The following is a 13533-nucleotide window of genomic DNA, read 5'->3' as shown; positions in this document are numbered from 1 at the left end:
GCTGTGTCCTTTATGGATACAGCGGTTTTTTATTTTTTGGCTTGTAACTAAACATAAAACAACACCCCCCTCCCTATTTTCCCTTAGTTATGTATTCTTCAATGAATTTAGCAAGACAGGCCAAATGTTGGGTTCGGAGTGCGAGCGAAACACATCAAAATGTCCGATTTTTTTTATATTAAAATCCTTAGGATGCAAATGTATGCGACGGACTTCGGCACTACTATACTGTGCTGCTAACCAATCTACAGCTTTTGGAGGCGCGAAGTTGTCTCCTTCCAAGCTAAACGAAAATAAGGCACTTTTGATTTGGTGGTGATATCTTTGATTTTCATCTGTGGTCTCGACAAAGTAGTTTTTATGCCTACACCAATCACTCCACTGCTTTGCCATGGTTTTGGGTAAATTTTCCATCCCCATAAGTCGTTTGGATGGTAAATAACCAAAAATCTTTAACGAAATGGGAATAACCATATTCCAAATCGCCCAATAACCATATCGACTAAAGCCTTTCCACAAGCCCCAGTAACCGCTTTGAGAAGCGACAAGTAGTATATTCGAAATTCTGACAGCACTTGGAGCAAAGCCCATGATTTGTCCGCCTATACTATGTCCTATCAGATGGGTTTTATGTTGTGGAAATCGCTGTTCTGCATATTGAATCACGCATTCTAAATCATTTGAAGCCCATTCTACAGCCGTTGTTTTTACTTCTCGCAAAGGTGTTGAGGTCGATTCTCCGATACCCGTATAATCAAAACAGAACACGTGAAAACCGTTTTCAGCCAAATAATCAGCGAAGTACCCATAGTACTGCTGTCGAACACCTGTGGCTGAAACGATAATGACCACTTCATCTATAGGTTGTTCTGATTCAAAAAAATGAACTGTAATTTGATGTGATTTCAACGTTTTGACCCTAATTCTTTCCATAGTTCCCACCATTTAAAAAGGCTTGTTACGGATTGAAATTCATGGTACTCGAGCCACAAACTATCTCAACAACTTGCCTAGATCTCATAGTAGCTAAAATAAAAAAAAACGGAAACAAAACTTTAAAGCGTGCTTATTTTTAAAAAAATAGCCTTTTAAAACTAGATAAGCCATAAAAGATGAGCTATGAGCATTCAGGTAAATACCACTTTAAGCGTGGATCGTACCAAAGCTGCCCTTTTTTAACCACTAAGGGAGCCTCAAAATTATTGGTGTATAATCCACCGGTGCCCAAACCTTGCGGCATAATATTGTTGAGTGTAAAAGTCCATTGAGCAATAGCATTTAATCCGATATTGCTTTCGAGTGCTGAGGTAATCCACCACCCAATGCCCCGAGCTTCTGCCAATGCAATCCATTCGGTACAACCTCGAAATCCTCCGACTAAACTCGGCTTTAAAATGATGAATTGCGGTCGAATTTCATCCAATAGATTTTCCTTATCGCTGGGTTTGGTTACCCCAATCAACTCCTCATCTAAAGCAATCGGCAAAGGACTAAGCCTGCACAGCTCTGCCATGCTGTCATACTCCTTAACTTTAATAGGTTGCTCAATACTATGTATTTGTAATTCAGATAATTTACAAAGATTATTTAAAGCATTACTGTAATCGAAACCTCCATTGGCATCCACACGTAATTCGATTTCCTCTGCTGTAAATTGCGTTCGAATATAACGCAAAAGACGCATTTCCGATTCAAAATCTATGGCGCCAATTTTGAGTTTCACGCAGTTAAAACCCGCCTGAATCTTTTCGTCGATTTGTTTTTTCATTCCCGCCTCATCTTCCATCCAAATCAAACCATTAATAGCAATGGCCGCTTTTCCAGATGTGAAATCCGACGGAAAAAGAATCATGGGATCTTGACTTTTCAAGGACAGAAAAGCCTGCTCCAATCCAAATTGAATGGAAGGAAATTCTAAAAGCTCTTGCCATAATACATCCAATCCCAAATGAACATGATCAGCGACCCACTTTAATTTGGCTTCATAATCCGGTCTATCATCAAAACTCAGCGATCGCAAAATACCACACTCCCCCAAACCAGTTTTACCAAAAGCTTCCAGTTTTAATAACCAAGTTTCCTTCTCAGTCAGGATACCCCTAGAGGTACCGGAAGGTTTTTTAAATTTCAGATCGTAACGTTGATAAGTCAATTTCATAACATACTATTTTTTCAATACTCCTGTTTCACCTTTATCCGTGAGAATAACCGTAAATAATTCGTTGAGCTTTGATCAATAATCAACATTTCAAACTGTTATAATGCTAGAAAAATGATTTTGACAACAACATTTATCACGTTACAATTCAATGGCCTCCCCGATACTCAAAAGCATCAAGTCCTTGCCTTTCTCATAAAACCTCTTAACCGCATATTCGTGATCAATTTCAATATATCCAAACGTATCATAGTGATACCCCATTACTTTATCACACTCTAAAAATTCAGAGGCAATCACTGCGTCATCAATACCCATGGTAAAGTTATTACCTATAGGTAAAATAGCTAAATCCAGTTTGGTTCGCATTGCTATCAACTTAAAATCATAAGTCAAAGCGGTATCTCCTGCGATATAGATGTTTTTGTTTTTACTTTCAATGACAAAACCACCCGGTTGTCCACCATAGGTTCCATCGGGAAATGAACTCGAGTGTATGGCAATTGTATACTTCAGTTTACCAAAATCAAATTTCCACGATCCTCCGTGATTCATCGGATGAGTCTGAAAGCCCTTGTCCGCATAGTAGTCCGTGATCTCTGCGTTGGAAACGATAACAGCCTCGGGATTGTTTTTAACAATAGCCTCCACATCCAACACATGATCACCATGCGCATGTGTCAACAAGATATAATCGGCACGAATAGCTTCTAAATCAATGTGTTTTGCTTTGGGATTTCCCGAAATAAAAGGATCTACAATCAAACGAATATCCTCAATCTCAATGCCCAAACACGCGTGTCCATAATAAGTAATTTTCATAGGTAGTTAGGTATTTGTTCAGTTTATATTTTAAATTAAAGCCAAAGAAAACAACAGTGCTAAAAAGAAGGTTCCCAAGGCAACTCTTTTCATTTCTGGATCCAATTTTTTAGGATCTTTATTGTTGATTACTACGACTAAATGTTTAATAAATGGCAAATAAGCGATAACAAAGAAAAAGTGATGCCAAGGCAGCCCGATAACAATTGCATAGATAAAGATAGCAAGAAGCGCTACAACGACAATAGCATAATGATAAATCTTGGCCTTAGCAGCCCCTAATAAGACCACTAGAGTATTTTTACCAGACGTCTGGTCAGATTCTCTATCGCGCATATTATTAAGGTTTAAAACAGCTATACTCAAATTCCCTATCGCAATAGCTGGTAAGATCTCTAACCATCCGAACGATTGTGTATAGAGGTAATACGATCCAAGCGTACTGACCAAGCCAAAAAAGATAAAAACAAACAAATCTCCTAATCCTCTGTAGCCATAAGCCGAATTCCCCACCGTATATTTTATTGCAGCAGCAACAGCGGCCACTCCTAAAACAAAGAAGAAAATCGACGTCATAAAGTGTTCGCTTCCAAAAGAAACATAAATCAACAATACCGCAGACAGCAGTGATAATATCGCTGTAACAATCACGCCTTTCTTCATTTCAGCGGCTGAGATGATACCACTCTGTACCGCCCGTTGCGGCCCTACGCGAGTGTGGTTGTCCGTTCCCTTAACCCCATCACCATAATCATTTGCAAAATTAGATAATATCTGAAGTAATAAAGTAGTCAGCATGGCTAACGAAAAAATCCACCAATAATTACTCATCGTATGGGTTGCTTTAAACGCACAAGCACTTCCTACGAGTATTCCTGAAACCGATAACGGCAATGTTCTCAAACGAGCGGCGTCAACCCAAGCTTTAGTTTTTGTCATTTTCTTTTTAATTATAATCTACATCCAATTTTTTGTGGATGTCTCTATTTGAAACAACCAATAATCTACATATTTTTTGATTTCAGAATATTTGGTACTGTTGAATCGAAGTACTCCTCCTGCAGTATACAAACTAACACCACCTATATCACTGGTTCGTTGCCAGAAAAACTGCGTGGTCTCTATCTTCTGAATTTTATAGGGTTCAATAATTTCTCTCGAAATATCCCAAAATCCCTTTTTTATCACAATGAATTTCGGATGAATATATAACGTACGAAGGCGATACATCCGATAGCTGACCCCAGAAACCAATATCAGATATAACGGCAACACTGCATACCACTCCATATTTGCGATATAGTCCCTAAAGAATAGTAAAAACAGCACGATGGGCAATAAACCAAAAAAGAAAAAACGCGTCCAAAAAAAACGATTACTCGATTTAAGCGCGACACCTTCAACAGGTTGCTGTCCATAAATCATTTGAAACAAATCTTCTTTCTCTACAGCAGAACAGCCTGGTATTTCAAGAGCGGACTTCTTATTTTGTTTGTCAGACTCTTCTCCAGCGACTTGTCGGATATGAATTTGCAGTATATCCCACCTCTTTTGAAAATAATTCTGAACTGTTTTGATAACCTGAACGCGATTGGGCCTAATGATTGTACTTCGAGTCGCCAATAAACCAAAACTCAATAACAAGGAGTTCGATTCTTTAATTATGGTAAAATTGTAAAACTTATACAGTATACGAATCAAATTAATGATCAAAACGGACAATATGGAAAGGACAGCAAAAAACAAGATAACATACCCAATCCAATATTGATTGACATAGGCCTCCATTTGCTCGGGATCCAATTCAAATCGATCCCCTAAATAATTGGTTAACTGTTCGTAAATAGTATTTAAAAACAATAAAATAATCAAGAATGTTTGAATATATCGTGAGGTCAAACCCACTTTAATCAAACTTCCCATACTGATTTTACTGGTCTTCGTGTTTTGATCGCTAGTCGTTTGAGTCAAATCTGCCCCCGTATCAGAAGCAACACTTACAGTGTGTTCGAGTAAACAACGCTTGAGCGCTATGGCAACCTCATAACTGACCGAATTGATCATAACCTCTTTTCCTGAACCACCCGCTGAATCGATTTCGACCGCAAAAACACCGACCAACTTTTGAACAAAACTTTGGTTGATATTAACCTGTTGAATTTTTTCGAGTTGAATCATGATCTTAGATCGATTGAACACGCCTTTTTCAACGATAAATTCATTACTCTCCGGCCTTATATAAAAGTAGAAGTTTTTAAAATTCAAATAAGCCATCACCAACAGCAACACGCACAAAAACACACTACCAACAATCACGTAGATACGCGTTTGTGATTCTGCCTTTAATAAGATAATAATCAAAAGGGGAACAAAAGCTCTTAGCAATTTTTGCAAAGCATACAGAAAATGGGCAATAATACCAATTTTGGATTGCCTTTGGGGTTGGCTAAAATTCTCCATCTGCTGTTGAAACATCTTTATTCTCCGGTTGATTTTCCTCTGAATTATCGTTTATTTCAGCTGTGCTTTCAAAATTGACCTGATGCACCATATCTACGATAAATTGTTTGATACGCTCGGCTTGTTCTTTTGGAATTCCAGGGATTTTTAAATCTCCATTTGCTCCTCCAGCAGTATAAAATTCCAAAGCGGCCAATTGATATATCCGTGAAATCATTCCTTCATGTAGCGCAACATGTTGCACTCTATTATAAGGGATTACGATTTCTGTTTTAAGTATGATACCGCTTCTATATATGACGTCTTTTTCTCTAAAGGCATACGATTTCCTCGAAACACCTAAGATCGAAATCACCCATACAAACAGCGCTATTAATAAGGCTGCCGCTAGGACAACAACAGCAAGAAATTGAGGATTTTCTTCTTTTGCTAACTTATAATCCCACCAATAAAAAAGAAGTCCAACGCCAATGATCAGCACAGAAACTAGCGTTGCATTTATCGCGACCACTTTTTTGTATTTGGGATCTAATGATAAAAAAGACACTTCATCAATTGAAGGCAATTGTGAAGTGTCTATAAAGTGATTTGAAAATTCTTTCATGGTTGTTTATTAACAAATATAGTATAACCCGTTTACTTCCAGAGCTTGCTACTAGCAATTCCTATATCCAATAGACCAACAAATTTTATGATCTATTAAGGAATCCATTGTTTAACGAAATTCGGCTTTCTCTTTTCTAAGAAAGCATCTCTTCCCTCCTTGGCTTCATCAGTCATATAGGCTAAACGAGTAGCTTCTCCTGCAAAAATTTGTTGCCCAACCATACCGTCATCAGTAAGGTTCATCGCAAACTTCAACATTTTTATAGACATAGGAGATTTTTCCAATATTTCTTGAGCCCATTGAAAGGCTGTATCTTCTAATTCATCATGTGGAATAACTGCATTGACCATTCCCATTTCAAAAGCATCTTGAGCGGAATAATTACGTCCTAAGAAAAAGATCTCTCGAGCTTTCTTTTGCCCGACCATCTTAGCCAAATACGCTGATCCATATCCACCGTCAAAGCTGGTTACATCGGCATCCGTTTGTTTAAAAATAGCATGTTCTTTACTCGCTAAAGTCAAATCACAAACTACATGCAAGCTATGACCTCCGCCTACTGCCCATCCCGGTACAACAGCAATGACTACTTTAGTCATAAAACGAATTAAGCGCTGTACTTCCAATATATTCAAACGATGCATACCATCTTCTCCTACATAACCTTGATGACCACGTGCTTTTTGATCTCCACCACTACAAAAAGAATACACCCCATCCTTAGATGAAGGCCCTTCTGCCGAAAGTAAAATCACACCAATACTGGTATCCTCTTGTGCGTCGTAAAACGCTTTATACAATTCACTGGTTGTCTTCGGACGAAATGCATTTCGTACATCGGGTCTATTAAAAGCTATTCGAGCGACTCCATCACATTTTTTATAAGTGATATCTTCAAACTCCATAGCCGTTTTCCAATTTATAGTACTCATAGTATTTTTTAATTTCCCGTAAAAATAAGGCATTTTTTGTATTATACCCCATATTATCCTTTTATTATCTGGTAGCGTTTCTTTTCAAATTCGCTGGATTTACCTATAAAAAAAGTTTTGCTGAACAAACTGCTTATTCATTTTAATATAAGGTGTTTTAAAGCCTAAATCCTTTGTACCAACACTACACCAACCATGACCTAGATAAGCAAACCCATTTGAGGCACTTGAGATCTCAACCAAACACTTGGCGCAGTTTAGCGCGTTAAAACAGCCAAAAAAGCAACTTTTAGTAGACCAACACAACCAAACACCAACATTAAATCACTAACAATCAAAAGAATCGAAAAAAAATCAATACGACATATTTAAAATTTAACTATATTTGTTTAGAATTCAAGTTATGAATAAGAAATTTTACATCATCTGTTTGTTGGTATTACTGGGTAGCCTTCTGCTCAGCAGTCTGGCATTTGCTCATTCTTAACCTACACGAGCTACAGATCAGTTAGAGATAAACGGCACAATTGATTCCTTACAAAAGAACATTACAGCTATTTATCTTGCCGATCGGAGTTTTTGTGTAGCAAGTTTAAAAAAGTACGACATCATCAGCTTGTAATCAGTTGATGCAATTTATTGAAAAGCACACCACACCCCATTGCCATTCCAAAACTCAGCAAAGTACCTATCAAAACATATTCGGTTAATTTACGATCTTTTGCACGCGTTAAATCACCAAAACGAAAAATTGATTTAGCCGCTAAAAGAAAACCAACACCCTCCCAAAAATTCATGATTACAAATCCAAAAACAAATAAACGTTCTAAAATTCCTATATATTTTCCAGCATTTTTTAAGGCAACACCTTCGTCATCAATCTTCCAAGTTGAAATCAAAACCTTCATGACTATAGCAGCTACAACCGTCGTTAATAATAAACACAAGCCCAGTAGCACAAAGGTAGGATCATTAAGTATATCTAAATTCCAAGTCCAAGATTCATAAAATGCGGCTACAAAAACTAGTACGCTTAAATGTGCGATTTGATCGATAAAAAACGCCCAAGGCTGAACAATTTTTTCTCCAAAATACAACTTTAAGAGATCTATAATGTAATGAGACACTACTACCAAGCCTATAATACTAAAATAATTTGCAGTTCCCCAAAGTAGCACACCCAACAATACTGCGTGAACAGCTATATGGTAATACAAATATTTCGAACGTATTTTTTTCGCCTCTTTATCCGTTACCCAATTTGCGGGTTGCAAAAGAAAATCACCTAAAAAATGAGCTAGTAATAGTTTTAAAAAAAGCACACTAATCATAAGGGGTTGTTTTTTACATAATACTGTAATACTTTTTGAATTTCATCATATCCCCCCCTTTTTAACGCCTTACTGATATTACCTTGATTCATCTTCGTCAATTCCGCCAATTGCAGTTGTGTAAAATCAGGATTATCAAACATTTTTTGAATCAAATATATAGAAACAGGGGTCCAAGCATTAACTATGGTTGAAATCAAGTCTAAAAACAGATTTATAATTTCGTTCCACGATGAATCATCACTTTGAAAACTCAGGGTTTTGTGCTTTAATCGATCAAAAGCTTCTCCCGAATGAATAAAAGCACTGCCATTAGATTGGGACAATTTCGAATCGGCATAGTTCTTTTCACCAATACCAATTGAAATCCTAACATCTAAACCCTTAATTTGCTTTAAGGTAGCCTTTAAATACAATGCAGCTTTTAAAGCCTGATCTACCCCAACTTCTAACTGAAAACTATCACCTCTAAAAACCTCCCAACCACTGCGATCAGCAGCTAATAATGCCAATGATTTTTCAAGGACAGGAAGCCACTCTTGAGGTTCGACCGATCTAGAATTGATAATATCCCCAGTTAATATTGCAGTCATAATAATGAATTTACCTTTCAAAAATACAATTTATAAATCAAATAAAAAATAAAAAAATATGTCACAAATACAACATAATTAAAAATATGTCATTATTAGAACATATTTATAAATATGTCATTATTAGAACATATTTAAAGTTTAAAAAATAACTTCATCTACTGCTCTCTGCAATAAAAAAAGGGCTGCCTTTCACAAGACAACCCTTATAGATTTAAAATGTAATAAACTATTTTATTTAAACGTTTTCACTCCTTTCATAAAAATCCATTTCATCAAAATACGATCTCCATCAGCTGTCGTAACATTTCTAAACTGAGGAGCTAAGATCGTTGCCACAACCGCGCTTGTCAAAGGAATCCAAAATCCAGATAATGCGGTAAACTCAACGATTAATACTCTTACAAGAAAGAATAGAACAGCAAAGCTAATAAATTGTAACAGGAAAGTTTTTACTTTTGTACTCATGTGAATTATTTAAAAAATTATACGATATCACTATCAGGATTGGTTTGAAACTTGGTTCTTTTGCTGCCTGCATACATTTCGTATTTGACAAAACGCGCTTCTAATTTTCCATTGAAAAGTTTGATTTTTCGCGAAGGTTTCAGTCCAACAAATTTCAAGGCCTCCAAATTGGCTGTAATAAACCAAGCTGATGTACCTGGATAACTTCTCTTTAACGTATCACCGATCTCTCTATAAAAATTTTCTAAATCAATATCCAATCGTTCGCCATAAGGTGGATTAAAAACCATATGAAGAGGCCCTTCTGTTTCTTTTTCAGAATCAAAAAAGTTCGCTTGTTCAATTTTTATATATTCATCTAAATTCGCATTGCGAATATTGTCTTTAGCTTTCATCACAGCAGAAGGAGCTTTATCATACCCTTTAATGGTGTAGTGAAACTCTCTAACTTTTTTAAACAGTGAATCCGTAATTTGATCAAACAAATCATTATCCCAATCTTTCCATTTCTCAAAGGCAAACTCCTTACGATTGATATTCGCAGGAATATTACAAGCGATCATCGCTGCTTCTGCCAAGATGGTTCCACTACCACACATCGGGTCCATAAAATCACTTTGTCCACTCCAACCCGACATCAACAACATACCTGCTGCCAAAACTTCATTGATCGGAGCGATATTCGTAGCGGTTTTATAACCACGTTGGTGTAGGGAATTACCAGAAGAATCCAAAGCAACAGAACACATATCACCTTGAATGTGAATATTGACTCTTAAATCCGGAAAATCCTTATCGATACTCGGTCTTTTACCCGTATCGTTTCTAAATTGATCAACTATCGCATCTTTCGTCTTTAAAGCTACAAATTGAGAGTGATTAAAGTTATCCGAATTCACCGTAGCATCCACGACAAAAGTTTGCTCTGCAGTAATGTACTTGGACCAATCAATACTTTGAATCCCTCTATAGAGATTCTCTTCATTGTAAACGGCAAATTGTTCAATTGGTTTTAATATTTTTAAAGCAGTTCTCAAAGCTAAATTAGCTTTATACATAAACCCTTTATCGCCTTCAAAGCTAACCATACGAACTCCTTGTTCCACTCTTCTCGCTCCCAAAAGCTCCAACTCTCTAGCTAGAATTTCTTCAAAACCAAAAAAAGTTTTAGCGATCATTTTAAAATTTTCCATAGGCTTATTCCAAATTAGGAATATTTATTTAAAATATAATATTCCACAAAAATAGAGTAAATTTACAGGCTATAAAAGAAATTAAGCAACTCATGCAAAAAGAATCAACAAATTGGTATGCTTCGTGGTTTGACACGTCGTATTACCATACATTATATAAGGATCGGGATCATGAAGAAGCCCAGTTATTCATGGACAATTTGACTCAATATTTAAATCTTCCTGAAGAAGCTAAAATTCTTGACCTTGCTTGCGGAAAAGGGCGTCACTCGATTTACTTAAATCAATTGGGTTATGATGTGACAGGAGTTGATTTATCAGCAAACAGCATCAAAGACGCTAAAAAACACGAAAACGACAAATTGCATTTTGATGTGCACGATATGAGACAACCACTGCCTCAACAATACGATGCTATTTTTAATCTATTCACGAGTTTCGGATATTTTAACGACGAAAGTGACAACGTCAAAACCTTAAAAGCCATTCGTGATAGTCTAAATGAATACGGCTTTGCCGTTATGGATTTTATGAATGTGGACAAGGTTATTCCCAACCTAATTCCCGAAGAAACAAAAACGGTTGACGGTATTGAATTTCATTTAAAGAGACGTTATGAGGATGGATTTATCATCAAAGATATCGCCTTTGACGACCAAGGGCAACATTATGAGTTCACAGAACGTGTACGCGCTTTTCGCCTAGAGGATTTCGAAAAAATGATGGAAGAATCCGATATCAATTTATTGGATATTTTTGGAGATTACCGCTTAAAAAAGTTTTATAAAGGAGAGTCCGAACGTTTAATTATGATTTTTAAATAAAATGGTTTACATCCTTCCATTACTATCTATACTCATCGGTTATTTGATCGCTATTTTATTGCGACCAAAAAACAAAAAGAACCTAAAGTTATTATTGGCTTTCAGCGGCTCCTTTTTACTGACCTTAACGGTAACCCATTTGTTACCCGAAGTTTATGCAAGTACTGAGCCCCTCCATCACGGTGGACTAGAGCACGATCACAGTCATAGCAGCAGTATTGGTATTTTTATAATGGTTGGGATTGTATTTCAGATTATTTTAGAATATTTCTCTAAAGGTGCCGAGCATGGTCATGTGCACCTTCCACACAAAATGGATGCAATGCCTTGGCTACTATTTATCAGTCTTTGCATACATGCTTTATTGGAAGGTATGCCCCTAAGTCAAAACCTGAATCTAGCATGGGGGATTGCCATTCACCACTTACCTATTGCCGTGATATTAACTACCTTTTTTATCAATGCAGGTATGGACAAAAAAAAGATCCTCTTTTTTATGTTGGTCTTTTCCTTGATGACTCCTTTAGGAACTTACGTTTCCGGAAGCTTTGTACCTCTACAAAAATATTATGCTGAAATTTCAGCTATAGTAGTGGGGATATTATTTCACATTTCCTCAACCATTATTTTTGAGAGCAATGAAGACCACCGCTTTAATCTAACCAAACTCGGGACTATCATACTTGGTGTTATTGTCGCTTATTTTGTTTGACAAAATCACCTCAAAATATACTTTATAAAAAAACACTCCATACAGCATCATACTTTATGGAGTGTTTTTTTTTATAAGAATACGAGGCTTATTTTTCAATAAGACGGTATGCTTTTAAAGCTTGTTTCAAGATCTCTGCCGAACGCAACAAGTCTTCTTTCTTCAGTACATAAGCCAAACGAACTTGATCCAATCCAACACCCGGTGTAGAATAAAAACCAGCTGCAGGAGCAACCATAACCGTTTCACCTTGATAATCGTAGGATTCTAAAATCCATTTTGCGAAATCATCAGCGCTTTTGACTGGGAACTTAGCTACACAATAGAAAGAACCGTTAGGAACGCCTACTTGCACACCTTCAATTCCTTGTAGTGCTTCGATAAACACATCACGGCGTTCTTTATATTCTTCAATAACTTCATCAAAATAACTTTGAGGGGTATCTAATGCAGCTTCTGAAGCGATTTGAGCATAAGTCGGTGGACTTAAACGCGCTTGAGCAAATTTCATTGCAGCGCCCATTAACTCTTTGTTTTTTGACACTATACATCCGATACGAGCACCACACATACTGTAACGTTTCGAAACCGAGTCAATCATAATAGCGTTTTGCTCAATTTCAGGAAAACTCATTATAGACACGTGTTTGTGTTCACCATAAGTAAATTCTCTATATACTTCGTCAGCAATTAAAAACAAATCATGTTTTTTTACCAGTTCCGCCAATTGACTAATCTCTTCCTTAGAATACAAATACCCAGTAGGGTTTCCAGGATTACAAATTAATATGGCTTTGGTTTTTGCAGTGATCAATTTCTCAAATTCCGAAATAGCAGGTAAGGCAAAATCATTTTCAATAGAAGACATGACCGGTACAATATTCACCCCAGTTGAAGTTGAAAACCCGTTGTAGTTTGCGTAGAAAGGCTCCGGTATAATAATTTCATCACCGGCATCCATCGTACTACCCATAGCGAATATCAATGCTTCAGAACCACCTGTGGTAATGATGATATCCTCTACATTAATCGGTAAATGATGTTTTTGATAATAAGCCGCTAACTTGGTTCTATAACTTTCAAAACCCGCTGAATGGCTGTATTCCAAAACGGTAATATCTGCATTTTTCACAGCATTCAAAGCGACCTCTGGAGTTTTGATATCGGGTTGACCGATATTCAAATGATATACTTTATTTCCTTTTTTCTTGGCTATTTCCGCAAAAGGAACCAATTTTCTAATTGGAGACTCAGGCATATTTTGCCCTTTTGATGATACTTTTGGCATTGTTTTTATGTTTAATCTAAAATTAAAATAAGCTTTAATAATGAAATTCAAAGCACCTAAAAACAGGTACATTAACCTTCCTTTTTTGTGTGTATGTTGCAAATGTAAGCGATTTTCGTTAGAGTTTTAAACAAAAAAACAACAC

Annotated in this window: 14 protein-coding genes; 2 read left to right on the top strand and 12 right to left on the bottom strand. The window is 36.6% G+C overall.

The genetic code is table 11. From position 1 onward, the window contains the following. Positions 1-87: 87 nt before the first annotated feature. From L1275_RS00140 to L1275_RS00090, 11 genes are all read right to left on the bottom strand, one after another. Positions 88-933, bottom strand: a complete 846-nt coding sequence (locus tag L1275_RS00140; RefSeq protein WP_253468467.1) for an alpha/beta fold hydrolase — start codon at positions 931-933, stop codon at positions 88-90. A gap of 184 nt (positions 934-1117) precedes the next feature. Further along, on the bottom strand, positions 1118-2158 hold the full coding sequence (locus L1275_RS00135) for an o-succinylbenzoate synthase (RefSeq protein ID WP_253468465.1): 1041 nt from the start codon (positions 2156-2158) through the stop codon (positions 1118-1120). 141 nt (positions 2159-2299) lie between these two features. Next, positions 2300-2980: a metal-dependent hydrolase gene (locus L1275_RS00130; protein WP_253468463.1), complete on the bottom strand. Its 681-nt coding sequence runs from the start codon at positions 2978-2980 to the stop codon at positions 2300-2302. Positions 2981-3010: 30 nt separating this feature from the next. Then, the gene (gene menA / locus L1275_RS00125) at positions 3011-3919 is read right to left on the bottom strand and encodes a 1,4-dihydroxy-2-naphthoate octaprenyltransferase (RefSeq protein ID WP_253468461.1); all 909 of its coding nucleotides are present in this window, start codon (positions 3917-3919) and stop codon (positions 3011-3013) included. 18 nt (positions 3920-3937) lie between these two features. Next, positions 3938-5440, bottom strand: a complete 1503-nt coding sequence (locus L1275_RS00120; RefSeq protein ID WP_253468458.1) for a PH domain-containing protein — start codon at positions 5438-5440, stop codon at positions 3938-3940. After that, positions 5427-6044, bottom strand: a complete 618-nt coding sequence (locus tag L1275_RS00115) for a PH domain-containing protein (RefSeq protein WP_253468456.1) — start codon at positions 6042-6044, stop codon at positions 5427-5429. Before L1275_RS00115 ends, L1275_RS00120 begins: the two co-directional genes overlap by 14 nt. A gap of 95 nt (positions 6045-6139) precedes the next feature. After that, the gene (locus tag L1275_RS00110) at positions 6140-6979 is read right to left on the bottom strand and encodes a 1,4-dihydroxy-2-naphthoyl-CoA synthase (RefSeq protein ID WP_219288985.1); all 840 of its coding nucleotides are present in this window, start codon (positions 6977-6979) and stop codon (positions 6140-6142) included. A 611-nt stretch (positions 6980-7590) separates the two neighbouring features. Then, on the bottom strand, positions 7591-8310 hold the full coding sequence (locus L1275_RS00105) for a DUF3307 domain-containing protein (RefSeq protein ID WP_253468449.1): 720 nt from the start codon (positions 8308-8310) through the stop codon (positions 7591-7593). Then, a complete protein-coding gene (locus L1275_RS00100) occupies positions 8307-8903 on the bottom strand; it encodes a SatD family protein (protein ID WP_253468447.1) in 597 nt (198 codons plus the stop codon). Before L1275_RS00100 ends, L1275_RS00105 begins: the two co-directional genes overlap by 4 nt. A gap of 234 nt (positions 8904-9137) precedes the next feature. Beyond that, the gene (locus L1275_RS00095) at positions 9138-9371 is read right to left on the bottom strand and encodes a hypothetical protein (protein ID WP_253468445.1); all 234 of its coding nucleotides are present in this window, start codon (positions 9369-9371) and stop codon (positions 9138-9140) included. Between the two features lie 17 nt (positions 9372-9388). Further along, on the bottom strand, positions 9389-10564 hold the full coding sequence (locus L1275_RS00090) for a class I SAM-dependent RNA methyltransferase (RefSeq protein ID WP_253468443.1): 1176 nt from the start codon (positions 10562-10564) through the stop codon (positions 9389-9391). A gap of 92 nt (positions 10565-10656) precedes the next feature. Between L1275_RS00090 and L1275_RS00085 the strand changes: the two genes are divergently transcribed. Together L1275_RS00085 and L1275_RS00080 are read left to right on the top strand one after the other, a co-directional pair. Then, a complete protein-coding gene (locus L1275_RS00085) occupies positions 10657-11388 on the top strand; it encodes a bifunctional 2-polyprenyl-6-hydroxyphenol methylase/3-demethylubiquinol 3-O-methyltransferase UbiG (protein ID WP_253468442.1) in 732 nt (243 codons plus the stop codon). A gap of 1 nt (position 11389) precedes the next feature. Continuing rightward, positions 11390-12100, top strand: coding sequence for a ZIP family metal transporter (locus tag L1275_RS00080; protein WP_253468440.1), 711 nt, complete (start codon positions 11390-11392; stop codon positions 12098-12100). Positions 12101-12188: 88 nt separating this feature from the next. Here L1275_RS00080 and L1275_RS00075 read toward each other — a convergent pair whose 3' ends face one another. Further along, complete coding sequence (locus L1275_RS00075; RefSeq protein ID WP_253468437.1) at positions 12189-13388, bottom strand: pyridoxal phosphate-dependent aminotransferase; 1200 nt, start codon at positions 13386-13388, stop codon at positions 12189-12191. Between the last annotated feature and the right edge of the window lie 145 nt (positions 13389-13533).

Source organism: Flavobacterium sp. HSC-61S13, assembly GCF_024171535.1.
Classification (GTDB): Bacteria; Bacteroidota; Bacteroidia; order Flavobacteriales; family Flavobacteriaceae; genus Flavobacterium.
Note: the sequence above shows the minus strand (reverse complement) of the source record. Positions and strands in the feature narration are given on the sequence as shown.

Excerpts from the sequence above, each read along its gene's own strand:
- L1275_RS00140 (WP_253468467.1), bottom strand. The coding sequence starts at position 933 with ATGGAAAGAATTAGGGTCAAAACGTTGAAATCACATCAAATTACAGTT.
- L1275_RS00135 (WP_253468465.1), bottom strand. The coding sequence starts at position 2,158 with ATGAAATTGACTTATCAACGTTACGATCTGAAATTTAAAAAACCTTCC.
- L1275_RS00105 (WP_253468449.1), bottom strand. The coding sequence starts at position 8,310 with ATGATTAGTGTGCTTTTTTTAAAACTATTACTAGCTCATTTTTTAGGT.
- L1275_RS00080 (WP_253468440.1), top strand. The coding sequence starts at position 11,390 with ATGGTTTACATCCTTCCATTACTATCTATACTCATCGGTTATTTGATC.
- L1275_RS00090 (WP_253468443.1), bottom strand. The coding sequence starts at position 10,564 with ATGGAAAATTTTAAAATGATCGCTAAAACTTTTTTTGGTTTTGAAGAA.
- L1275_RS00085 (WP_253468442.1), top strand. The coding sequence starts at position 10,657 with ATGCAAAAAGAATCAACAAATTGGTATGCTTCGTGGTTTGACACGTCG.
- L1275_RS00095 (WP_253468445.1), bottom strand. The coding sequence starts at position 9,371 with ATGAGTACAAAAGTAAAAACTTTCCTGTTACAATTTATTAGCTTTGCT.
- menA (WP_253468461.1), bottom strand. The coding sequence starts at position 3,919 with ATGACAAAAACTAAAGCTTGGGTTGACGCCGCTCGTTTGAGAACATTG.
- L1275_RS00100 (WP_253468447.1), bottom strand. The coding sequence starts at position 8,903 with ATGACTGCAATATTAACTGGGGATATTATCAATTCTAGATCGGTCGAA.
- L1275_RS00115 (WP_253468456.1), bottom strand. The coding sequence starts at position 6,044 with ATGAAAGAATTTTCAAATCACTTTATAGACACTTCACAATTGCCTTCA.
- L1275_RS00075 (WP_253468437.1), bottom strand. The coding sequence starts at position 13,388 with ATGCCAAAAGTATCATCAAAAGGGCAAAATATGCCTGAGTCTCCAATT.
- L1275_RS00110 (WP_219288985.1), bottom strand. The coding sequence starts at position 6,979 with ATGAGTACTATAAATTGGAAAACGGCTATGGAGTTTGAAGATATCACT.
- L1275_RS00130 (WP_253468463.1), bottom strand. The coding sequence starts at position 2,980 with ATGAAAATTACTTATTATGGACACGCGTGTTTGGGCATTGAGATTGAG.
- L1275_RS00120 (WP_253468458.1), bottom strand. The coding sequence starts at position 5,440 with ATGGAGAATTTTAGCCAACCCCAAAGGCAATCCAAAATTGGTATTATT.